This window comes from Streptomyces sp. NPDC024017 (assembly GCF_040638895.1).
GTDB lineage: Bacteria > Actinomycetota > Actinomycetes > Streptomycetales > Streptomycetaceae > Streptomyces.
Map to the genome: position 1 here is coordinate 1 of NZ_JBEZYZ010000023.1, position 21,489 is coordinate 21,489.

The following is a 21,489-nucleotide window of genomic DNA, read 5'->3' on the forward strand; positions in this document are numbered from 1 at the left end:
ATGTCCCGCGAACTGACCGGAGAATCTGCACCAACCTGGCGAATCGAAACGGACATCCCGCTCACTACAACATGAACGCTGATCAGATGCTCTCTAAGAGCGGCTAACACAATGAGTCGAGGTGGTGGAAGTCCGGCTGTTGTCACGAAGGCAACCCTCGGGTGCCCTTGCGGACCGCACCTTCGAACTCCGCGGTCGACAGGTTCTTCGCGCCTGTAAAATCTGCGCCACTCAGGTCCGCTCCGGTGAAGTCCGCGTCGCGGAGATCGACCTGCCTCAAGTCCGCTCCGCGCAGGATGGCGTGGGGCAGGCTGGCACGGACGAGACTGGCCCGCTGCAGACGGGCATCCTCCAATACAGCTCTTGTCAGGTCCGTTTCGTCGAAGTGCGCCCCCGCCGCCTGGATCCGCCTCAGGTTGGCGCGCTTGAGGTGCGACCGATTCAGGTCGGCATCAGTCAGATCGGCGTCCGCCAACTCAGCCTGGTTCAGAGCTGCTTCCTGCAGAATTGTGCGCGCCATGACCGCCCCGGCCAGATGGGCATGTTCCAAGTCCGCGCTGCGCAGGTCTGCGTCGCTGAAGTCGGCGTCATGGAAATTGATACCGATCACGCGTTGGCGGGCCCGGTCCCACATCCCCATGTAGCCCAGGTTGCGGAGGCGGACGTTGCGCAGGTTGAAGTCGCCGGGGCCGTCACGCGTGGGATCCCGGTTGGCCAGTACCGTCATGGCTGCCTGGACGTCCGCGGCCGGGCGGGCATCGGCTGAGCCGCCCACCTGTCCGTGAGTGTGCTCACGGACGTAGGCCGTCAGCAGGGTGACGACGGTGGGGTGATCGTGCGGCGAATCTCGCATGAGGCGCTCCAGGCCGTAGATGCCGCCGAGGCGGACGTCCACGGCCGACGAGGAGAGGTTGCCGATTGCTGCATTGAACCGACCGGTGACCTGCCCACGCTCGGCGATCCGCAACTGTTCGCCGGACTGCGCGACCGAAACCCAGGTGAACAGCAAGGCGGCAAGAGCTGCGATTCCCGGTAGCGATGCCGCGGCCAGCGCCGCCCATTGCAGGCGGTTTCCCTCCGTACGGTCGCCCGTGCGAGGACATCTTGCCCGCCTTTGGCTTCCGTGACGTGCGCCGCGGTGAGAGATTCGGCGCAGCTGCGCCAGGGTGCTCAGCCTGGTCATACGGGCCATGGAACCCCGAAACCGGGGAGGATCGGCGTTCTGGCAGCGCGGCGGACGACAGCTTCGGGCGAACGGCCGAATTCTCACCCAGATCCGCTAACACAGTGAGCGGATCTGGCGCAGGGTGATCAGGCAGCAGGCGAGGTTGAGGAAGGCTACGTGGATTTCAGCCCTGCGTTCCCAGCGCACACGCAGGAGCTCAGTCGACACGTCACCGGACGTGTGCAGCGCCGTCAGCGCGCTGCGGCCGATCAGCGCGTGAGCAGGCGGGCCGATGTGCTTGCTCCGCCGACGCAGACCAGGACGGCGCAGACGCCTGCCGCGTGGCGTTTGAGCAGGGCGCGGCGGAGGCTGGCGTAGCGGGCTTCGTACTCCCGCCGCAGTTGGCCGGCTCGCAAGGCCGTGGTGAGCAGCAGGTCGCAGGTGACGTCGAGGCGTCGGCGGACGTAGTGGCCGGTGAGTTCCTCTGCCTGGGCGGTGGTCAGCCACGGCATCCGCGCGCAGAGATCCTCCGCCTCACGCTGCGCCTGGTCGTGATGCGCCTGGGCGAGGAGGTAACCCTCGGCCTCGTCGGCCAGCCCACTGTCCCGTTCTCCAGCCGGTGCCGGGCGTCGGCCGCGGATCACGGCCGTTCGCCCTTGTGCCCTTCCGCGTCCACGGCATCGCGTCGTCCGGTGTTCTCGGCTTCATCCAGTTGGGCCACATCGGGGTGGCGCAAGTCGAAGGCCGGGGATTCGGAGCGGATGCGCGGCAGCGTGACGAAGTTGTGCCGCGGGGGCGGACACGAGGTCGCCCACTCCAGGGAACGCCCGTATCCCCAAGGGTCGTCGACCTCGACCTTCTCGCCCTTCTGAGCGGTCCGCCACACGTTGTAGAGGAAGGGCAGGGTCGACAGACCGAGCAGGAACGCGCCGATCGAGGAGACGGTGTTGAGGGCGGTGAAACCGTCGGCGGCCAGATAGTCGGCGTAGCGGCGGGGCATGCCCTCGGCGCCGAGCCAGTGCTGCACCAGGAACGTGGTGTGGAAGCCGACGAACAGCGTCCAGAAGTGGATCTTCTCCAGACGCTCGTCGAGCATCGTGCCGGTCATCTTCGGCCACCAGAAGCTGAATCCGCCGAACATCGCGAACACGATGGTGCCGAACAGCACGTAATGGAAGTGGGCGACCACGAAGTAGCTGTCGGTGACGTGCCAGTCGAGCGGCGGAGAGCCCAGGATGACGCCGGTCAGACCGCCGAAGAGGAAGGTGACCAGGAAGCCGACCGCCCAGAGCATGGGTGGCTCGAACGAGAGCGAACCCCGCCACATCGTGCCGATCCAGTTGAAGAACTTCACGCCGGTCGGCACGGCGATCAGATACGTCATGAAGGAGAAGAACGGCAGCAGCACCGCACCGGTGGCGAACATGTGGTGCGCCCACACCGTCACCGACAGCCCGGCGATAGCGACGGTGGCGCCGATCAGCCCGGTATAGCCGAAGATCGGCTTACGCGCGAACACTGGGATGATCTCGGTGATCACCCCGAAGAACGGCAGCGCCAGGATGTACACCTCGGGGTGGCCGAAGAACCAGAACAAGTGCTGCCACAGGACCGCGCCCCCGTTCTCCGGGTTGAACACCTGCGCGCCGAAACGGCGGTCCGCCTCCAGCACCAGCAGCGCGGCGGCCAGGACCGGGAAGGCCAGCAGCACCAGCACCGAGGTGAGCAGCACGTTCCAGGTGAAGATCGACATCCGGAACATCGTCATGCCCGGCGCGCGCATGCAGATGATGGTGGTGATGAAATTGACCGAGCCGAGAATGGTGCCGAACCCCGACAGTGCCAGCCCCATGATCCACAAATCCCCGCCGACCTGAGGGGTGCGCTCCCCACCGCTGAGTGGGGTGTAGGCGGTCCAGCCAAAGTCGGCCGAGCCCTGCGGGGTGAGGAAACTGGCGAGCACGATCAGGCCGCCGAAGAGGAACAGCCAGTACGAGAACATGTTCAGGCGCGGGAACGCCACATCGGGTGAGCCGATCTGCAGCGGCATGACCGCGTTGGCGAAGCCGGCGAAGGTGGGCGTCGCGAACAGTAGCAGCATGATCGTGCCATGCATCGTGAACGCCTGGTTGTACTGCTCGCTAGAGACGATCTGCAGCCCCGGCCGGGCCAGCTCCGCCCGGATGACCATCGCCAGCGCCCCGGCGACCAGGAAGAAGCCGAACGACGTGATCAGATACAAGTGACCGATCTTCTTGTGATCCGTGGTCGTCAGCCAGGAAACAATCACCTTCCCCCTGCCGCGGCGCTCCACCGCTGCTACGGGCGAAGTCGGCTCAGTGTGTGTCGCCATCAGTCCTCGATCGGCAGCAAGGGTGCACGGACGGAGAAAGGCAGGATGCATCCAGCCGGGAGGAAACTAGCCCCCGCGATGTGTCACCACAGCCTGGCACTGAGCCGAGTGGTCGAAGGAGCCATCCATTCGAGCGGCGCCTGGCAGCGCGGGCGGAACGCGCCAGAAACCCGCGCACACCACGACGGCAAAAGGTGAAACACGCTACGCGTCCTACCGACCCTCACACCGCGGCGAGCACCAAACCTGCGAAGTGCCCATAAGCCGACCGTGCGCGGCGTGGTCCGAAGGGCCGCCCGCAACGTCCGCACTGCCCCGCCCCCGGCCGATCCGCCGGCGGATTGACCAGTCCAACGCCGGAGCTGTTCACCGCGTCACGGCCAGCGCGCGGGCGTTCACATTCTGCGTCCTGGTCCTGGCGGGGCCCGGCCAGGCGCAGATGTGCTCACCCGCGCCCAGTTCGGGGCGGCTTCAACGGCCATGCCGGGCCTGCCCCGTGCCGCGGTGTGTGGGCGGGGGTGTCTAGTGCCGCGTCAGAGAATCTTTGCCCCCGCTGACGCGACGCACCGTTCGGATGCCGCGATCTGCTGCGCGTTAACCTGAGGCCATAACAGAGCACGGAGTGACCCGTGGGCCGTCTTCGGGGAACGGCGCTGTGGTGGAGGAGCGGGATGCAGGCACTGACACTTGGTCCCACGAACCATGGGCGGGTCGTGCTCTTCGCGGCTGGAGCGGGCGGCGATCCGGAGCGTTACCGGCCCCTCCTAGAGCACCTGGCAGCCCATGGCTGCCAGGTCATCGCGCCTTACTTCGAGCGCCTTGCCGTGCGGGAGGCGACCACCGCTGAGCTGCTTGCACGCCCGGTCGGGCTGGTCGAGGCGCTCCACCGGTGGGCGTCTCCGGACGCGGCTGTTGCGGTGGTCGGCCACTCGATCGGTGGATGGGCCGGCCTCTGTCTCGCCGGTGCGACGCCTTGGGGGCGGGACGGCAAGCCGCTGGATGTCCCACGCGAGCCACGCGTCGGCCGTCTCGTCTTGTACACGCCCGCTGCCGGCTGGTTCGCCGCTCCGGGCGCCTTGGACGCGGTGACAGCGCCGATGCTCGTCTATGCGGGAGAGAGGGACACCGTTACGCCCGTCGAGCAGTCCATCCGCTTGAAGAGCGCGCCAGCCCAGGTCGACCTTCGCATCGTGCCGGGGGCTGGTCACTTCAGCTTCATGAATACGCCTCCGCCGGGCACGGTCGAAGACGAGGGCTTCGACCGTGCTCAGTTCCTCACCGGCCTTGCGCAAGCGACCACGGAGTTTGCCATCGCGTCCTGAGGTGACATGACGCGCCGTTCGGACGCTGGTCCGGACGGCGCGGTGTCGCCAGGCTGTGCGGGTGACAGAACCGGTACGGGTCCGCGAGATCGATGGCGACGAGGGGCAGCGCCTGTTGCGGATCATCCGCAGAGGCACGGGGTCGGTGGTGACCTGGCGGCGTGCGCAGTGTGATCGGGTTCATCGTGGGACCGGGGATCTGCGGTAACGAGGAAGCCAGGAAGAACATCCGGAAGTTCTACGAGGGAGTGGCTGTGGCGGGCGCGGCCTGTGAAGCGATCACGGTGAATGCCTGCTTGCCCCCAGCTCGGACCAATGGTCCGAGCTGGGGGCATCGGGGTGTGGCTGACCACCCTGCGCGACTTAACTGGCTCTAACAAAAGCGGGTTGATCATGTAACTGTCGGCTTGATCGTTCGTTGATGTGGGCATGGGGAAGCGTCAGTCGCGGCCGTGGATCGTGTCGGACGAACTGTGGTCGCTCATCGAGCCGTTGCTGCCCGAGCCACCGCCGAAGCAGGTGGAGGGGCGGCCGCGAGTGCCCGACCGTCAGGCCTTGTGCGGCATCCTGTTCGTGCTGCACACCGGCATCCAGTGGGAGTACCTGCCCCAGGAGCTCGGCTTCGGCTCGGGCATGACCTGCTGGCGTCGCCTGGCGGCCTGGAACGAGGCAGGTGTCTGGGACCAGCTGCACCAGCTGCTGCTGAACAAGCTGCGGTCGAAGAACCAGCTGGACTGGTCGCGGGCGGTGATCGACTCCTCCCACGTCCGGGCCGCACGTAGGGGCCCAAAAGCGGGCCGAGCCCGGTCGACCGCGCTCGGCCGGGCAGCAAGCACCACATCATCACCGACGGTCAAGGCATGCCGCTCGCGGTGTCACTGACCGGCGGAAACCGCAACGACGTCACACAGTTGCTGCCGCTGCTGGTCAAGATCCCCGCCGTGGCGGGAGCCGTTGGCCGGCCGCGTCGGCGGCCCGACATGCTTTTCGCGGACCGCGGCTACGACCACGACAAGTACCGCCTGCTCCTGCGGCAGCGCGGAATCCGGCCCGCGATCGCCGAGCGGGGACAACCGCACGGCACCGGCCTGGGCACTTTCCGCTGGGTCGTCGAGCGGACCATCTCCTGGCTGCACGGCTTCCGCCGCCTGCGCATCCGCTGGGAACGACGCGACGACATCCACGAGGCCTTCCTCGGACTCGCCGTCTGCCTGATCATCCACCGGCACGTCCAGAGGCTTTGTTAGGGCCAGTTAGCCGCGCGCTCGACCGGACCCTGGGCCTGCCATCCACGGCGGGAGCGAACGCGTTCGACATGGATGTCACGGTATCCATCCGATCCTACATGTAGACCGGTATGCCTGCGAACGGGTGGACCGAGAACCAGCGCTCTGCCTGGCACGCCGCTTGGAAGGCCTGGGTCGATGCTGCCCGTGACGTTCAGGCGGCGATCAGCGACTACGCGGTCGAGCAGGGCTGTGCACGGCGCCAGGTCGAGGCGGACGTGAAGGAAGCGGCGATCCATCCGCGGCCGACCACCTGATCTACTCTCGCGGCCAATTCTCCAGGCCCTGGTTTCGCCTGCCAAAGGATTGAGACGACGCCGCGCCGAGTGCGTATCGGTTGACAAGGAGACCGTAGGCACAGCTCTGCGGCCCAGCTCACCAACAGACGATATCGACCCGATCTCCCGCGTTGACCGGCCAGTTCAGCAGATCACTGGTCTGCCGGCACGGATTCCATGCAGCACTGGGCGGGCCGTGGTGGCGCCCCGCCCCGGACCTGGTTGGTCGAGGAGGACTACCGATGGGATGCGACGAGGCCGAACCGATCCGGGCCCTCCACTGGGGGCGCGAGCCCGCGCAAGAAATCCAGGATTCGTTTCAGGCAGTTCTGAACGCCCTGGATGCCGCTCGCGCCGATCTTTACGCAGTGGAGGAGCACCAACCGTCCGGAAGCCCGCTACCGTCCTTGGACCACCCCAGCGCAACAGCCGGATATGGTAGCTCCACTCATCCCGACCCGTCCCTGTCGCCACCGCACCCACGGACGCAGGGCGTGGGGTCCCGGCCCGAACTGGTTCCGGTCAGTCCGGAAGGCCTCCTACCGTCTGCCGACCCGCCTCAACCCGCTCGGGGCCGACCAGCCGCCGAGAACGCCGTGGTCGAGCCGCTGTGGTCACGCGGTGTGCGGCAGGAGGCGGTCACGCCCCCCGGCGCGGTCGCACCACCGGAGACGGGACAGCCACCCACTGCGAGCGGCGGGGGTCCAGCGCAGGCCGAACCGCCAGCAGCTTTCCCCCCGCCCCCAGGCGCTCTACAGGAATGTGCGCGCCGAAGGACCGACCCAACGGAGGACTCCCCCTATCAATCGCAGGCCGCGCAGCCGAGCCGCTTCGTCGCCCCGCCCTCCCAGACGCCACTGCGGCCAGAACCGGTCCGCCCGCCTGAGCCGAGGGCAAGCCAAGGACATCGGCGCTTCACCGACCGACGACACAGCCGGCTCGCCGGAGTCTTCGGTCTGGGCGCCGTGAGTGGCTTGGTCCTTGCCTCATGGCTGCTCAGCAACGGCGACTCCGCACCGGCGCCGCCTGCGTCCTTGGAGCAACCGGACCGGCCACTGCCTGAGAATCCGGCACCTGCAGTACCGTCCCCACCGACCGGGCAACCGAACCGGCCGACTCCCGGCAACGCCTCGCTTCCCGAGATCCCGGGCACCGGGCTACTGCGCCAAGGCGACACCGGCCACGGTGTTTACGAGTTGCAGGTGCGTCTGCTCCAGATCCCTCACATCTATGACGGCGGCGCCCTCAACGGCCGTTTCGACACGGAGGTCCGGCAGGCAGTGGGCCGATTCCAGAACGCGTACGGCATCCATGGAGACGAGACCGGCGTCTACGGGGACAACACTCGACACGCCCTCATGTTGCGGACGAAATAGTCGTCAACAGCCACATGCCGCCGCGGCACGTGTACGCATGACGGTCCGTATCGAGGGAGGGCAGTTCCGGCGTCCTTCTGGGGGGCCGGAGCCGAGCGACACGATGGAGCTCGCGACCTTAGACTGCCGCGGCAGCGCCTATTGGCTCTAACAAAAGCGGGTTGATCATGTAACTGTCGGCTTGATCGCTCGTTGATGAGGGCATGGGGAAGCGTCAGTCGCGGCCGTGGATCGTGTCGGACGAACTGTGGTCGCTCATCGAGCCGTTGCTGCCCGAACCACCACCAAAGCAGGTCGAGGGTAGACCTCGAGTTCCTGACCGGCAGGCTTTGTGCGGCATCCTCTTCGTGCTGCACACCGGCATCCAATGGGAGTACCTGCCCCAGGAGCTCGGCTTCGGCTCGGGCATGACCTGCTGGCGACGCCTGGCCGCCTGGAACGAGGCGGGGGTTTGGGGCCAACTGCACCAGCTGCTGCTGAATGAGCTCCGGTCGAAGAACCAGCTGGACTGGTCTCGGGCGGTGATCGACTCCTCCCACGTCCGGGCCGCTCGGCGTGGCCCAAAAGCGGGCCCAGCCCGGTCGACCGCGCACGGCCGGGCAGCAAGCACCACATCATCACCGACGGCCAGGGCATCCCGCTCGCGGTGTCGCTGACCGGCGGCAACCGCAACGACGTCACCCAACTCCTGCCCCTGCTCGACAAGATCCCTGCCGTTGCCGGTGTTGTCGGGCGACCGCGGCGGCGGCCCGACATGCTCTTCGCGGACCGCGGCTACGACCACGACAAGTACCGCCGGCTCCTTCGACAGCGCGGGATCCGCCCCGCGATCGCCCAGCGGGGACAACCGCACGGCACTGGCCTGGGCACCTTCCGCTGGGTCGTCGAGCGGACAATCTCCTGGCTGCACGGCTTCCGCCGCCTACGAATCCGCTGGGAACGACGCGACGACATTCACGAGGCCTTCCTCGGACTCGCCGTATGTTTGATCACCCACCGGCACGTCCAGAGGCTTTGGTAGGGCCAGTTAACGACGCCTGTTGCTGCCATCGGTTCTCTCTCGTCCCTCGGTCATAGGACCGAGAACCCTCCTGACAAGGCCACGATCAACAGAGAACAGCGTGAGTGACCGGATAGCCCAAAGGCCCCTATTGCGCCATCAGCGGCATGTCACTCACCTTCAGTGCTCTGCCATGGCCTGACCGACTTGCCGTACGGCAGGACGCGTGGGTTTGTTCATGAGAACGGGCTCTGGTCCACTTGTTGTGACCTATGACAGAGCGTCACGACTTTCGGTGAGTGGACAGCATCGAGCGTGACGTGAACGGGTGCCATGATCGTGCCTTGGCGAATGAGGTGGTGACGGGGGAGGGCGAGTGGAGCGCTACACAGCCGATCAGCTTCGGGTGATTGCGTTCGAGGAGCACGTGCGGGCCCGTCCGGCCATGTACTTCCGTGTCGAGCGGGACAGCGCGGAGCTGCCGACGGAGGTGCTTCAGCGGGTGGTGTGGGACGCGATGCACCACCGTGACGGCACGCATGGGCAGGTCAGCGTCGAGATCACATCCGACCTCAGCTTCACGGTGGAGGACGAGCGAACGCACAGCGCCGACGAGTGGGGAAGGCCCCTTCCTGGGTTCTATGGATCGCTGCTCGACAAGGACCGGTGGGCTCCTGCAGCAGCCGCCGCGCTCAGCGTCCGCACGGTCATCGAGGTCTGGCTGGACGGCCAGGGATACCGCCAGGAGCTGGCCGGGGCGGTTCCCGCTGATCTCTGGGAGGAGTGCCCCGCGCCCAGGCCGTACGGAACGAGGACCACGTTCCACCTCGACCCCTCGTATGTCGGCCCGGGCGAGGCCATCGCCTGGGCACTGCGGCCAGAGGAACTTCAGGAAGAGGGATGCCAGGCACACCCCTCATCTTCGACGTTCCCGATTCACGATCTGCGCCGAGGGGCCGACGGCTCAGCGGGCGAGTAGGACCCGTTTCCGTAGCAGGTCGAAGCCGGCGCGACCGTACATCTGGCGCTTGAGCATCTTGATCCGGTTGACATGCCCTTCGACGACACCAGAGTCCCAAGGGTGTGAGAGGCCAGCGACAGTAGCGTCGATGTCGCGTTTGAGGTGCTGGGCGAATCGCTGGAGGCTGGGCAGGTCGACGGTGGTGGCGGCTTCGATCCATGCCGGTACTGGTGGCCTTGCAGCTGCGTGAGCATGTGGGCGAAGGAGCGCACGTGCTCGGCGAGTGCCTCCAGTTCGGGGCAGTTGGCCAGTACGGCCTTGAGCTGGAGTCGATCGTTCTCGGCCAAGGCGTCGGGGTGGGTGAGAATCCAGCGGGTGACGGCGCGGGCCGATGGCGGCCGGGGTCCGACCGGCTGGGGCTTACCGCGTAGGTTTCGGCTGACATAGGCGCGGACGTTGCCGTAGCCGTCCGGGTAGCCCTGTGCCTTGATCTCCTCCCATAGTTTCCAGGCGTTGGTGCAGCCTTCCTGCCATCGCTGGTCGAGGTGGGGCTTGTAGGCGTCGAGCTTGGTGGGGCGGCTTTGCCACTGGCCGGTGAACAGTTGCTCCGGTTCGGTGGCGCGGGAGAAGCGGAGAACGGTGTTGAGGCCCATGCCGAGCTGTCGTGCGATGGACCGCTTGCTGTGCCCGGCGGCCAGGAGCGCGTGGACAGTGGCGTGCTTGGCGCGGGTGCGTTCGGCAAACCGATGACCAGTCGGCCACGGCGATGACGCGGTCGTCTCCGGCGCCTGTTGTGGCTCTTCCGGCGGCGCCGGTACAGAGCGCAGGCAGCCGCGGTGTCGGTAGACGCACTTCTCGGCGGCTTCGCCGAGGTTGTGCCAGAGGTGCCATCGGTCAGCGACCTGGAGAGCTTGAGGGGCGCCGCGGGTGGCGCCCTCGGCGTAAAAGAGAGCCCGGTCCCGGCAGATGATCTCGATTTCGGGCCGTTCAGACAGCCAGGCCGCGTGAGTGTCCGCTTCCCGGTCCGGAAGGAGGTCCACCGGACGGCGTGTCTCGACATCAACGAGCACGGTTCCGTAGATCCGGCCCCTGCGCTGAGCGTATTCGTCGACGCCGAGCACGTGCGGCGTGGCGGTGGGCGGATCCGGCAGCGAGGTGATCAGCCTCAGCAGGGTGTTCCGGCTGACTCGGACTCCGAAGGCGTCCGACATTCGGGCGCCGGCCCGTCCCGCGAGCGCGAGACCGACCGAGACGAGCGTCGATCGCAGCCGCTCCGTCCGCTGACCGAATCGACGGGTGAGGCCGGGCACCTGCTCGGCGAACGTCTTACGCGGGCAGGAGTCCTCCTCGCAGACGAACCGGCGTACCCGCAACGACATCACGACGAGCTTGCCCGACGTGGGAACATCTCGGGGAAACCGCAGGTAGGAGCCGTGTATTCGCCCCGACCAGCACCCACAGCCCGGACAGGCCGCCTGCCCGGCCGTGGCCCGGGCCTCCACTCGGACAAGCGTGTCGGCCACCTCGACCGACTCCACCGCCACGTTCTTCACCGACCAGAACAGCAGCTCACTCAGCTGCGGCCATACTTCGTCCACGACGCAGAACTGTCGCCCCCACCACACACGGTCGGAACGATTTCCGGGCGACTTTGCCTGCCATGACTCTAAGATCAACGGTCACGCTGCGTGCGCGACCACCACAAGTGGACCAGAGCCCGTCCAGACCGACACAGCCAGGTTGCTGACTGGAGAGTCGATCGCGGTGCCGATTGTGGCGTATGCGTCGCGCGGAGGACTTCCGCGAGGGCTCACTGAGGTTTCCTCAAAGAGTACGCAGGAGGTCGAGTACAGCGTCAATTGGCGGTCTGGCGCCGAGCGAGGGGTGGGTCATGGCGTAGATGGCCCGGGTGAGCTCCGTGTTGGCAACCGGCCGCAGGACGACATCGAGGCTTGGGCCGTGGGCGTGGGCCACGAGTTGCGGCACCAGGGCCACTCCGAGTCCGTGGGCCACCATTCGGAGAACGAGCTGGTAGTCGTCGACCGCGTGCGTGATCTCGGGTGGGAAGCCAGCGATCGCGCAGGCGCGTTGGACTAGGGCGGCGCTGCCGTCTTCTCGCGAACCGACGATCCAGGGCGCGTCGGTCAGGCTGCGCAGGTCCACCGAACGTCCATCCCCGTCCGACGCGCAGGCGTGGCCGGCTGGAAGAGCGAGGAGGACTGGTTCGACGGTCAGCGGACGGACATCGAGTTCGGCCGGGGCCGGGGCCGGGGTGGGCGTGAGATTGTAGCTGTAGCAGACGGCCACTTCGCAGCGCCGCGCGCGGAGCGCGGAGAGGGCCTCGGGCGGTTCCAGCTCGTGGAGAGAGACCTGCAGGTCCGGATACCGTTCGCGGCCGGTTCTCAGGGCAGGGACTACATGCACCGCGGCGAGGGTCGAGAAGCATGCGACGTTCGGCCTTGACGGCCACGACAGCCAGGGGGCCGCAGACCAGGTCCTCGCACGTATTCCCGGCCCCGCCGCCTACCTCAGCGTCGAACACGGCGACCAGGTGGCCGGTATGGGACTCATCGTGGCCTCCCCGGGCTGCGCCGGAGTCTTCTGCATGGCTACCCACCCCGCGCATCGGCGGCAGGGAATCGCCACCGCGATTCTGCACGTAGGTGCCCGTTGGGCCGCAGCACGCGGCGCCGATGAGCTGTACCCGCAAGTCATGGACGAGAACCATGCCGCGCGCCGGCTGTACGACCATGTCGGATTCCGCGTCTCGCACACCTACCACTACCGGCTCATGCCCTGAGCCGTTCCCTGCCTCCGCGCCCCGGGCCCGACTTTCGGGCGGCGCTCACAAGATCGGCTGCCCCCCTTCGGAAGACGAACGGCAGCACGCCGGGGTCGCCGGACTTGCGGTAGTGGAGGGTGGAGTCGAGGACGGGGAGGATGGGCACGGCGGTGTTTCACTTCGCTTTCAACACGGGGATTCAGAGGTTGAGGCTCAGGACACGGTCGACGGTGATCTCGACGCTGACCAGGTCCAGCGGGGCGGGCGGGGCCGCGCGGTAGCGGACGGTGTAGCGGTGGACCGCCTCGGCCAAGCGCGCGGGGTCGTCGGTGACGGCGGCCCGGCCTTCGAGGGTGACCCAGCGGAAGCCGTCCGCCTGGCAGAGCGCGACACGGGCCGTCGGGCCGCCCGCCACCACGTTGCGGGCCTTGCGCGCTCCCGCCCGGGTGGTCACCCGGACCAGGCCGGTGGCCGCGTCGAAGGTGAAGCGGACAGGGGTGACGTGCGGGGTGCCGTCGGGGCGGAGGGTGGTGAGGGTGGCCGTGTGGGGGCGGGTGAGGAACGCCCGTGTGGCGGCCGGGAGTTCGACGGTCGCCCGGCTCACTTCTTCTTCACGCCCTCGTTCCAGATCAGCTTGGCGATGTTCGGCTTCACAGCCGTGGTGATGACGCCCATGGCTGTACGGACGTACCGCCGCTCCTCCAGCTCGCGCAGCATGCTCGCGGCGAGGTCGGCACGGGCGGTGAAGACGCCGTCGGCGCTGGTCTCGGCGGTGTGGTAGTCCGTGACGACGGGGTGCTCGAAGAGGCCCGAGGGTCGGACGAGGGTCCAGTCGAGGTCCGTCTGACGGATCACGGCCTCCATGCGGCGCATGTCCTCGTGGAGGGTGCGGCCGAGGCGTCGGTTCACCAGCGGGTCGAGCACGTGGTTGAAGAAGTGCGCGCCGGTGGGACGCCAGTTCGGGTCGGCGATGCTGGAGCTGACGGCGAGCAGCCGCTTGATGCCGTGGCGGGCCATGGCTCCGGTGATGGCTGTGGCGCTCGCCGAGTACGTGGTGATGGTCTCCTTGCTGAAGCGCGCGCCCAATGCGGAGAGGACGGCGTCCGTCCCGCCGATCGCGGCGTCGACGGCCGCCGGGTCGGTGGCGTCGGCGACGGCCACAGCGAGGCCGGGCCGCACGGGGAGGGAGCCGGGGCGGCGGGTCACGGCGACGACCTCGTGGCCGGCGGCGAGGGCCTGGTCGGTGAGGTGGCGACCGGTCGGTCCATTGGCGCCGAAGACTGCGATACGCATGGCGTCGGGTCATCCCTTCATGTGGTTACCGGAACGCCCTTGACTGTGCCGATCACGAAAAGCAGGCTCAACGCTGATGAATAACGCCGCCCCTGCCCCCGCCCGCACCCGAGGCCGCCCCCGCGGCAACCCGCCGACCCGCGAGTCGATCGTCTCGGCGGCCCGGGCGCTGTTCCTGGAGCGCGGCTACCGGGGCACCACCCTGCGTGCGGTGGCCGGGGCCGCCGAGGTCGACCCGGCGCTCATCGCGTACCACTTCGGCTCGAAGAAGGGCCTGTTCGCGGATGTGATGCAGTTCCAGTGCGCCAATGCGCTGGCGGTGGACGATGTCCTCGGCGGCGACCCGGCCAGCCTCCCCGATCGCCTGATCGACGCGGTGACGGACCTGTGGGAGGACGCCGACTTCCTACAGCTCACCGCCCAGGGCGAGGAGGCTGCCGAGGTGATCCGCGAATACCTGGAACGCGAGCTGCTGGCCCGGCTTGTTGAATTTCTCGGCGGCCAGGACGCAACCGCCCGCGCCACGGCCGTGGTGACGATCCTCGGCGGCCTCATCTACACCCGCTACCTCAACCCCCTCCCCACCCCCGCCGCCCTCACCCCGTCCGAGACCCGCCACATCCTCACCCCGGCGCTGCGCGCGGCACTGGCCCCGAGGCCGCGCACCGCGGCAACCACCAGAGCGGGCCGTCGGGGCTCGCCGACCTTCGGTGGAGGCCCCGTCCGGCCTTGACCACCTCAGCACATCCGGTACGGCTACCCCTGTAGGTAGCGGTGTGGGGAGGTTTTCGGGATGCCGGTCTTGGTGCTGATCTCCCCGTAGCTGCTGCCCTGCTCCTTGAGCAGGCGCGCGTACTCGATCTTGCTGCCGCGGTGTGGTCGGGCCCGTCGTGGGCGCTCCGCTCAGCGTGCCGCCGTGGTGATCCCGCGTCCGGCGACCCCGCCGCGAGGGCCGCCGAACCGTGGCGACTGGCGACCACACGGCCGCGATCAGCTGGGGACTGACGCCCCCGAGGTCCTCTTCGAGGCCACCGTCGATTCGCTGCGCCGGGTCTTCGCCGTTCCGGACGACGCTGCTGGCATCACCGAAGGACTCGTGCGCCACTGGCGCACCCCCGAGGGGGAGTACGGGGAGGAGGGGGAACGGGCATCCGAGGTGCGGAAGTCGATCGAGGCGTTCCACTCGCCGGATGGAGGTTCCGTTGTGATCGTCCGATTCGTGGGTGGCCCGCTTAAGGGAGGTCTTTCCCGTGGGGTGCCTGCGGTCGGCGGTCCGCGCCCATACGACCAGCCCGTTCTCGCGAGCCGACCGGAGCCGAATGCGGGCGGCAGATTCCGGGAGCCGCGCACACGTGGGAACCGTGCGCAGTGGGCAGAGCGCAGGGGCGGGCCCGATCAGTTGGCCGACGTGTTCCGTGTCAGCTCGGCTGCCTCGGTGATGGCGCGTTGTCTGAGATCGCCGAACAGCTGCATCGTGACGGCGGCCAGGACGTCGTCCCCGCCAACAGTCCGCCCGTCCCCGCGGCGGGTGGACAGGGTGAGGAGGGGGTCCTTGAGCAGCGGGGCCGGGGCTGGCTCGCCCGGCACCACCAGACTGACCGTCCCGAACCGCTTGACCCCGCCCTCGCGGACGACCTTGGCCGCGTCCCGGGCCAGGGCCGTCAGGAACACGCTCGCGATTCCGTCCAGGTCGCGGACCATCGCCGGGACGGCCCTCACCCCCCGGCTCCCCAGCAGCCTTCTCACCCCGGCCTCGAACCGGTGGGCGCCAGCCACACCACTCGGTGTACGCGTCCCGCGGCGCTCACGAAGAGACACGAGCGCACCATCGGCGTTGCGCACCTCGCCCATCAGGCCGTGGAAGGTCGGGCTGTGCATGTACCACGCCGATCCCACCTCCACCTCGACGTTCCGGTCGATCGCCGAGATGAGGTCCTTGGGAATCAGCCTCGTCCTGGCCTCCTCGGCCGCCGCGCTTCTCGCGCCGTCGATGATCTCCGTCAGCACGGTCCGCGTCACCGACGCGGCGGCCCACGCGGCCGGCCGGGAGACGTGCAACGAGGTCACGTCCCTGAACACCGCTTTGACGAGCTGAGGCTTGAACGGCAGGTCGGTCACGACGGAAGCGGTCTGCGGACCGCTGCGCTCGGTGCGTAGGAGTTGTGTGGTCATCGAAGGATGTGCTTTCTGCTGTCGGAGGTGTCAGTGGCCCATGCCGCACCGGGCGGCGAGACCACAGAGCTCTGCGGAGGGCGCCGAGCCGGCACAGGGCCTGCCGGGCGGGGCCGCCGGCACACAGAGGTGCAGGCGGCCCCGCCCGGATTCTCGGCGTTCCGGCGACCGGGCGTGCGGCAGGGGGTGCCAGGGCGACGCGCTGTGGTGCGGCGCCGTGCCGGTCAGGCGACCTGGTACCTGCCGACTTCCAGGAAGTGGCGCAGTGCTTCGGGTGTGTTGTCGTCGAGGGCGGCGTTGGCTGCCGCGCGCAGGGCCGGGCTGATGGACGGGTCGGCGAGGATGCGGGCGATGGCGACGCGGTCGTCCTCGGCCTGGGCGATGCGGTAGCCGGTCTCCAGCCAGGCGCGGATCGCGTCGGAGTCGTTGGCGTCCAGGAGGGCGTTCACCTCGGCGATGACGCGCCGGCCGCTGTCAGGGTCGGCGAGCAGGCGCGTGATGGCGACGCGGTCGTCCTCGGCCTGGGCGATCCGGTAGCCGGTCTCCAGCCAGGCGCGCATCGCCTCGGGGTCGTTGGCGTCCAGGAGGGCGTTGGCTTCTCGTGTCACATGTCGGCCGCTGTCCGGGGCGGCGAGGATCCGGACTATGGCCACCCTCAGGTCGTCGGCGTCCGGCTCGTCCGCGGACGAGGACACCGCGGGCACCGTCACCGCGGTCGGTGCCGCCGTGGCGGCGAAGGACGGGGTGGCGAGCAGGAGGGCCGGGGCGAGGATGCCCGCGGCAATGCCGGGCGCTACGCGATGCAGTCGCAAGGGGAATGCTCCTCTTCGTGGGCTACGGAGGTGAGTTGAGGACGCCTTAGGGCGTTCACTTCGTGATGCTTCCACCTGAGTCTGACAGTGGCAGTTGCCCCGCTGCGGTCGCAGGGCACCGTCGCCGCGGACGTGGCCGGTGTTTCATGGCGGCGCGCCTTCGAGAAGGGCGGCCTTGAGCCCGGCTCGTGGCTGTCGGGGCATGACGTTCGCCAACCCCTGCGGATCGGGCAACACCGGCAGCAGTGGCTCTGCCCACGAGACCGGGCTCCGGCTCAACTTTTGTGGCCGCAAAAAACACGCAGGCCACCGCGCCCCCGACGGCCTGCAACGCTGCGGCCCGGCCGCACTGGCCAGCCGGGTGTGAGCTACGACGACGCCCCCCCGAGGACGGACGCCACTGCCCGACTGCCGAATCGACCTCGCCCGTCAGGTCGGCCAGGACGCGGGTGGGCGCTTGGCCGTGGTAGCCGTACCCGCAGCTCTCGGCTGCCGCTTCCAGGTCGGCCAAGTCCTGGGGTATGTCGGGGGAGAGGGTCTGGTCGACGTCGGTCCGGGCGGCGGTGAGGGCGGCGAGGGCCGGAGCGGTGAGGCCGGCGGCCATTGCGCCGCGCAGCAGGTTGCGGCGCTTCATCGGATCATCTTCTCCATGGTCGGACTCCGTGCTGTGGGCGGAGGTGTCCTCCCAGGGTTGCGCAGCGAGCCCCAGTAGGGCACCGGGAATGCGCAGTCCGCTGGCGATTCTCTCGACAGTTGCCAGCGCGGTGACAGCTGCGGTGCCCCGGGCGATCTGGCTGACACGCTCGGATTTGAGCGTGCACGCCTCCGCGATCCGGTTGAAGGAGATCCCCACGTCGTGGGCCATCGCGAACACCGTGGTGAAGTCCCGCTCGTGCAAGGCTCGGACGAACGTAGGGTCGGCCAGCAGGCGGCGCGGTACTTGGGCGGGCGACGGCGGTAAGTCGTCCACAAGTCCCCACTCGCCGAGCTGATGTGGCCGCGGGATGCGTGTGCCCGAGGGGCAGCCGTTCCTGATCAGGCCGGCCTGCATGTACGACGTCGAGTCGAACCGGTACTTCTCGGTGTGGCCGGCGTCGTCGCCGTGGAACACACAGGCTGCGCACCCCGGGATCTGCCTTCAGCGGGGCGGGGCGGACGTTCCCCGGACGACAAGACGGGGGGTGATGACTTGTTCCCCGGCGGGGATCTCCGCGCCCTCCAGGCGTGCGACGGCCCGGCCGACGGCAAGCCCGGCGAGGCGTGCGATGTCCTGTCCGACGGTGGTGAGGTCGATGTGGGCCAGGCGGGCCAGATGGCTGTCGTCGAACCCGACGACGGAGATGTCGCCGGGGACCGCGACGCCGGAGCGGAGGAAGAGGTCGAGTACGCCGGTCGCGCAGCGGTCGTTGAAGGCCAGTACGGCGGTGGGGCGCGGGCGAGTGGCCGACAGGGTTCGCGCGGCCTCGGCGCCTTCCTCCTCAGTGAGACCGCCGGGGAGAATGCGGATGTATTCGCCCAGGCCGTGGCGGTTCATGGCGGTGCGGTAGCCGCGGCGCCGGTCGGCTGCGCCCGGTGCCCGGCCGCCGTCGATGTGGGCGATGTCGCGGTGGCCCAGAGCGACGAGGTGGTCCACCGCCTGGCGGGCCCCCTCGTCGTCGGCGGTCCGTACGACCTCCAGGCCCGGGACGGACGGCCGCAGCCGGCGGGCCACGGAGACGACCGGCAGTTGCCCGGCGAGTTCCGCCAGCCGCGCGGCGGGGGCCTGCGGGCCGAGCAGGATCAGCGCCTCGCAGCGGTCGTCGAGCAGCGTCTCGACGGCGCGCTGCTCGCCGCGCCCGGCGGCCACGGCACTCAGCGCGATCTGGTACCCGGCCGGTTCGGCCGCCGCGTAGATGCCCTCCACCAGGTCGGAGTGGAAAGGATGCTGGAGGCCGAACTGCACCCCGAGCAGATGGGAGCGGTGGCTGCGGAGCAGCCGGGCCCGGGCGTCGGGTCGGTAACCGATCTCCCGCGCGGCCTGAAGGACGCGCTCGCGGGTGGCCTCGCCGGCCCCCTTCGCGCCGCGCATCACGATGGAGACCAGCGCCGTGGACACCCCTGCCCGTGACGCCACGTCGGCGAGCGTCGGTCGCTTTCCGTTGGGGACCGCTGGGGTCGCCGGCAACCTGTCCTCCCTGGTCGGAGTCGTCTCCTACGGAGTCGACTATAGAACGTTCTAGCTTTCACGGGCCACCGGAGCCTTGACAGGGGAGGGCGACAGCTGGCGTACTGCTGTTCCACGGAGTTCTAGAACGTTCTAGTTCCTTGAACGTTCTAGTCTGAAGTCGCGGAGAGGGGTACGTGGCGATGTACACACTGGCGGCCTGCGCCGAGATGGTCTTCCTGGATCTGCCGATCGACGAGCGGGCACGGCGCATCCATGACGCCGGTTTCCAGGTCGAGATCTGGGACTGGACCCGGCACGACCTTGCCGCTCTGGCCCGGACCCCGGCCGACTTCTCCTCCATGACCGGCTACATCCGCGGCAGTCTGACCGACGAGGAGGGCGCGGCCGAACTCCTGAGCACCGCCGAGGAGTCGCTCAAGGCGGCCGAGCAACTGGGCTGCCCTCGCCTGAACCTGCACGGCACCGGACTGGACGGCCAGGGCCTGCCGGTGGTGCCGGTGACCGGTGAGGTCACCGGAGAGATGTGGATCGCCGCCCACCGCACGCTCACCCGCCTCGCCGAGCTGGGCGAGAGCGCCGGGGTCGTCTTCACCCTGGAGAACCTCAACACCGCCGTCGACCACCCCGGGGTGCCGTTCGCGACGGCCGCCGACACCCTGGCCCTGGTCGCGGCCGTGGACCGGCCCGGGCTGCGGATGAATCTGGACCTCTACCACGCCCAGATCGGCGAGGGGAATCTGATCGAGCTGGTCCGCAGGGCCCATGCCCTGGGCCTGATCGGCGAGATCCAGGTGGCCGACGTCCCCGGCCGCCGCGAACCCGGAACCGGGGAGATCAACTACCCAGCCGTCGCCCGCGCCCTGGCGGGCCTCGGCTACGAGGGCACGGTCGCGATGGAGGCGTGGGCCTCCAGCGACAGCGAGCTCGCTCTGGAGCGCTTCCGCTCCGCCTTCACCGTCTGACTGTCTCCACAGCCTGTACCTACCCTGACGACGACGTACGGAGCACCCGCATGACCACCCAGCAGCCTCTCGCCGTCGGCCTCCTCGGCGCCGGACGGATGGGTTCGTTCCACGCCGAGACCCTCGCCCACCGCCTCCCGGGCGTCCGGCTCGTCGCCATCGCCGACCCCACCCCGGGCGCCGCGCGGAGCCTGGGCGACCGGCTCGGCTGCGCCACCGCCTACACCGACATCGGTGAACTGCTCGCCGACCCGCACATCGACGCGGTGGTGATCGCCACCCCGGCCCGTACCCACGCCGACCTGGTCGAGGCGGCCGCCAAGGCGGGCAAGGCGGTCTACTGCGAGAAGCCGATGGCGGTCACCCTCGCCGAGGCCGACCGCGCCATCGCGGCCGCCGCGGATGCGGGCGTGCCCCTCCAGGTGGGCTTCAACCGCCGCTACGACGCGGGCTTCAGGGCCGCCCACGAGAAGATCGCCGCCGGCGCCATCGGCACACCGCAGCTGTTGCGCTCGCTCACCCGCGACCCCGCTCTGGCCGACCCGGCCCGCATGCCGCCGTGGACGATCTTCCTGGAGACCCTCATCCATGACTTCGACGTCCTGCGCCACCTCAATCCCGGTGCCGAACCCGTCGAGGTCTTCGCCATGGCGGACGCCCTGATCCGCCCCGACTTCAAGGACCGCGGCCTGCTCGACACCGCCGTTGTCACCGTCCGCTTCGACAACGGCGCCCTCGCCACCGCCGAGGCCAGCTTCCAGGCCGTCTACGGCTATGACGTACGCGCCGAGGTCCTCGGCTCGGCCGGGATGCTCACCATGGGCGACGTCCGAGGCACCCACCTGACCGCATACGGCCCGGACGGCGTCGCCGCCGAGTGCGTCACCTATGACCAGCACCTCTTCCACGACGCCTATGTGGCCGAACTCGCCGACTTCACCGACAGCGTCCGCACCGAGCGCACCCCCTCCGCCACCGGCGAGGACGCACGCGCTGCCCTGGCCATCGCCCTCGCCGCCGTCCAGTCCGTCACCACCGGCGGTCCCGTCCGCGTCGACAAGCTCCAAGACCTGTGAAGCACGGGTCTTCGGCCGCAGCGCGGACCCCGGCGCAGCGTGACAAGTGCGGGGTGACGGCCAGGTCAGTCCAACATGCGACACCCCCGCTGCTCGAGTGCGGCGGGGGTGTCGGTGACTTGTAGACGTCTGAAGAGGGTGAGCCGACGGACAGGGCAATGACGGAGGCGATCAGTCCACCGACACCGACACCGACGAGTGCGGCGATCCGTGCGAGTGGGCCAGCCGCCCTTCATCGTCCTGACTTGGGCCATGGACAACGGGCAATGGCAAACCCTGTCCATAACTTGATCTCATACGCCCACGGGCCCGTCGGCAGCTGCGTCACGGAGCGGGCCAGGGCGACGTCTACGGACCACTCCATCCCATCAGCCTGCGCCTTCGGGACACCGGCCGCCTGCTGGCGTACTCCCGCACTGCCAGCAGGCGGCCCGGGCGGCGCAGCTGCTGCGGTGCAGCCGCGCCGCCGCGAAGGCGCGAGCCC

20 protein-coding genes and 3 pseudogenes are annotated in these 21,489 nt (G+C 68.8%); 10 read left to right on the forward strand and 13 right to left on the reverse strand.

Annotated features, from left to right (window positions below; translation table 11 throughout):
- Positions 1 to 142: 142 nt before the first annotated feature.
- From AB0G20_RS37785 to ctaD, 4 genes and pseudogenes are all read right to left on the reverse strand, one after another.
- Positions 143 to 1,183, reverse strand: a complete 1,041-nt coding sequence (locus AB0G20_RS37785; protein WP_361310954.1) for a pentapeptide repeat-containing protein — start codon at positions 1,181 to 1,183, stop codon at positions 143 to 145.
- 96 nt (positions 1,184 to 1,279) lie between these two features.
- Positions 1,280 to 1,378: pseudogene (locus AB0G20_RS37790) on the reverse strand (IS5/IS1182 family transposase); the annotation flags it as partial.
- 56 nt (positions 1,379 to 1,434) lie between these two features.
- Complete coding sequence (locus AB0G20_RS37795; RefSeq protein WP_361310956.1) at positions 1,435 to 1,809, reverse strand: hypothetical protein; 375 nt, start codon at positions 1,807 to 1,809, stop codon at positions 1,435 to 1,437.
- Positions 1,806 to 3,518 carry a cytochrome c oxidase subunit I gene (ctaD, locus tag AB0G20_RS37800; protein WP_361310958.1) on the reverse strand — a complete coding sequence of 571 codons (1,713 nt, stop codon included), beginning with the start codon at positions 3,516 to 3,518 and terminating at the stop codon, positions 1,806 to 1,808. Before ctaD ends, AB0G20_RS37795 begins: the two co-directional genes overlap by 4 nt.
- A 671-nt stretch (positions 3,519 to 4,189) precedes the next feature.
- Between ctaD and AB0G20_RS37805 the strand changes: the two genes are divergently transcribed.
- From AB0G20_RS37805 to AB0G20_RS37830, 6 genes and pseudogenes are all read left to right on the forward strand, one after another.
- Positions 4,190 to 4,840 (forward strand): hypothetical protein, encoded by a 651-nt coding sequence (locus AB0G20_RS37805; RefSeq protein WP_361310961.1) that lies wholly within the window; start codon positions 4,190 to 4,192, stop codon positions 4,838 to 4,840.
- A gap of 429 nt (positions 4,841 to 5,269) precedes the next feature.
- Positions 5,270 to 6,087, forward strand: a pseudogene (locus AB0G20_RS37810) (IS5 family transposase).
- A gap of 110 nt (positions 6,088 to 6,197) precedes the next feature.
- Positions 6,198 to 6,383, forward strand: a complete 186-nt coding sequence (locus AB0G20_RS37815) for a hypothetical protein (protein ID WP_361310964.1) — start codon at positions 6,198 to 6,200, stop codon at positions 6,381 to 6,383.
- Positions 6,384 to 6,646: 263 nt separating this feature from the next.
- Positions 6,647 to 7,780 carry a peptidoglycan-binding protein gene (locus AB0G20_RS37820; RefSeq protein ID WP_361310966.1) on the forward strand — a complete coding sequence of 378 codons (1,134 nt, stop codon included), beginning with the start codon at positions 6,647 to 6,649 and terminating at the stop codon, positions 7,778 to 7,780.
- Between the two features lie 203 nt (positions 7,781 to 7,983).
- A protein-coding gene (locus AB0G20_RS37825) for an IS5 family transposase (RefSeq protein WP_361310969.1) occupies positions 7,984 to 8,801 on the forward strand; the annotation gives its coding sequence in 2 pieces (ribosomal slippage) (positions 7,984 to 8,344 and positions 8,344 to 8,801; 819 coding nt in all).
- A gap of 355 nt (positions 8,802 to 9,156) precedes the next feature.
- The gene (locus AB0G20_RS37830; RefSeq protein ID WP_361310971.1) at positions 9,157 to 9,759 is read left to right on the forward strand and encodes a hypothetical protein; all 603 of its coding nucleotides are present in this window, start codon (positions 9,157 to 9,159) and stop codon (positions 9,757 to 9,759) included.
- Here the strand turns inward: AB0G20_RS37830 and AB0G20_RS37835 are convergent.
- The 3 genes and pseudogenes from AB0G20_RS37835 to AB0G20_RS37845 all read right to left on the reverse strand — a co-directional run bounded on the left by AB0G20_RS37835 (position 9,745) and on the right by AB0G20_RS37845 (position 12,249).
- Positions 9,745 to 10,134 (reverse strand): transposase, encoded by a 390-nt coding sequence (locus tag AB0G20_RS37835; protein ID WP_361311093.1) that lies wholly within the window; start codon positions 10,132 to 10,134, stop codon positions 9,745 to 9,747. The genes AB0G20_RS37830 and AB0G20_RS37835 overlap by 15 nt on opposite strands.
- Positions 10,032 to 11,366: pseudogene (locus AB0G20_RS37840) on the reverse strand (ISL3 family transposase); the annotation flags it as partial. The pseudogene AB0G20_RS37840 and the gene AB0G20_RS37835, both read right to left, overlap by 103 nt.
- A gap of 199 nt (positions 11,367 to 11,565) precedes the next feature.
- Positions 11,566 to 12,249 carry a LysR substrate-binding domain-containing protein gene (locus tag AB0G20_RS37845; protein ID WP_361311096.1) on the reverse strand — a complete coding sequence of 228 codons (684 nt, stop codon included), beginning with the start codon at positions 12,247 to 12,249 and terminating at the stop codon, positions 11,566 to 11,568.
- On the opposite strand from AB0G20_RS37845, the gene AB0G20_RS37850 reads away from it, so the two are divergent.
- The gene (locus AB0G20_RS37850) at positions 12,248 to 12,541 is read left to right on the forward strand and encodes a GNAT family N-acetyltransferase (RefSeq protein WP_361311098.1); all 294 of its coding nucleotides are present in this window, start codon (positions 12,248 to 12,250) and stop codon (positions 12,539 to 12,541) included. The two genes, AB0G20_RS37845 and AB0G20_RS37850, sit on opposite strands and share 2 nt — an antisense overlap.
- A 181-nt stretch (positions 12,542 to 12,722) precedes the next feature.
- Here the strand turns inward: AB0G20_RS37850 and AB0G20_RS37855 are convergent, their stop codons facing one another.
- Both AB0G20_RS37855 and AB0G20_RS37860 read right to left on the reverse strand, forming a co-directional pair.
- Positions 12,723 to 13,127, reverse strand: a complete 405-nt coding sequence (locus tag AB0G20_RS37855; protein ID WP_361310974.1) for a TIGR03618 family F420-dependent PPOX class oxidoreductase — start codon at positions 13,125 to 13,127, stop codon at positions 12,723 to 12,725.
- The gene (locus AB0G20_RS37860; RefSeq protein ID WP_361310976.1) at positions 13,124 to 13,816 is read right to left on the reverse strand and encodes an NAD(P)H-binding protein; all 693 of its coding nucleotides are present in this window, start codon (positions 13,814 to 13,816) and stop codon (positions 13,124 to 13,126) included. The genes AB0G20_RS37855 and AB0G20_RS37860 overlap by 4 nt, the downstream gene beginning before the upstream one ends.
- Positions 13,817 to 13,892: 76 nt before the next feature.
- Here AB0G20_RS37860 and AB0G20_RS37865 point away from each other — a divergent pair, with 76 nt between their 5' ends.
- Positions 13,893 to 14,549, forward strand: coding sequence for a TetR family transcriptional regulator (locus AB0G20_RS37865; protein ID WP_361310979.1), 657 nt, complete (start codon positions 13,893 to 13,895; stop codon positions 14,547 to 14,549).
- Positions 14,550 to 15,211: 662 nt separating this feature from the next.
- Here AB0G20_RS37865 and AB0G20_RS37870 read toward each other — a convergent pair.
- The 4 genes from AB0G20_RS37870 to AB0G20_RS37885 form a co-directional block, all read right to left on the reverse strand.
- Positions 15,212 to 15,988 (reverse strand): hypothetical protein, encoded by a 777-nt coding sequence (locus AB0G20_RS37870; protein WP_361310982.1) that lies wholly within the window; start codon positions 15,986 to 15,988, stop codon positions 15,212 to 15,214.
- Between the two features lie 224 nt (positions 15,989 to 16,212).
- The gene (locus AB0G20_RS37875; protein ID WP_361310985.1) at positions 16,213 to 16,800 is read right to left on the reverse strand and encodes an ALF repeat-containing protein; all 588 of its coding nucleotides are present in this window, start codon (positions 16,798 to 16,800) and stop codon (positions 16,213 to 16,215) included.
- 55 nt (positions 16,801 to 16,855) lie between these two features.
- On the reverse strand, positions 16,856 to 17,911 hold the full coding sequence (locus AB0G20_RS37880; RefSeq protein ID WP_361310988.1) for a hypothetical protein: 1,056 nt from the start codon (positions 17,909 to 17,911) through the stop codon (positions 16,856 to 16,858).
- Positions 17,912 to 17,938: 27 nt separating this feature from the next.
- Entirely contained in the window at positions 17,939 to 18,964 is a 1,026-nt protein-coding gene (locus AB0G20_RS37885; protein WP_266898947.1) for a LacI family DNA-binding transcriptional regulator, read from the reverse strand.
- A gap of 182 nt (positions 18,965 to 19,146) precedes the next feature.
- Here AB0G20_RS37885 and AB0G20_RS37890 point away from each other — a divergent pair, with 182 nt between their 5' ends.
- Entirely contained in the window at positions 19,147 to 19,929 is a 783-nt protein-coding gene (locus AB0G20_RS37890) for a TIM barrel protein (protein WP_031143643.1), read from the forward strand.
- A 50-nt stretch (positions 19,930 to 19,979) separates the two neighbouring features.
- Positions 19,980 to 21,005, forward strand: coding sequence for a Gfo/Idh/MocA family oxidoreductase (locus tag AB0G20_RS37895; protein ID WP_361310992.1), 1,026 nt, complete (start codon positions 19,980 to 19,982; stop codon positions 21,003 to 21,005).
- Positions 21,006 to 21,489 lie beyond the last annotated feature (484 nt).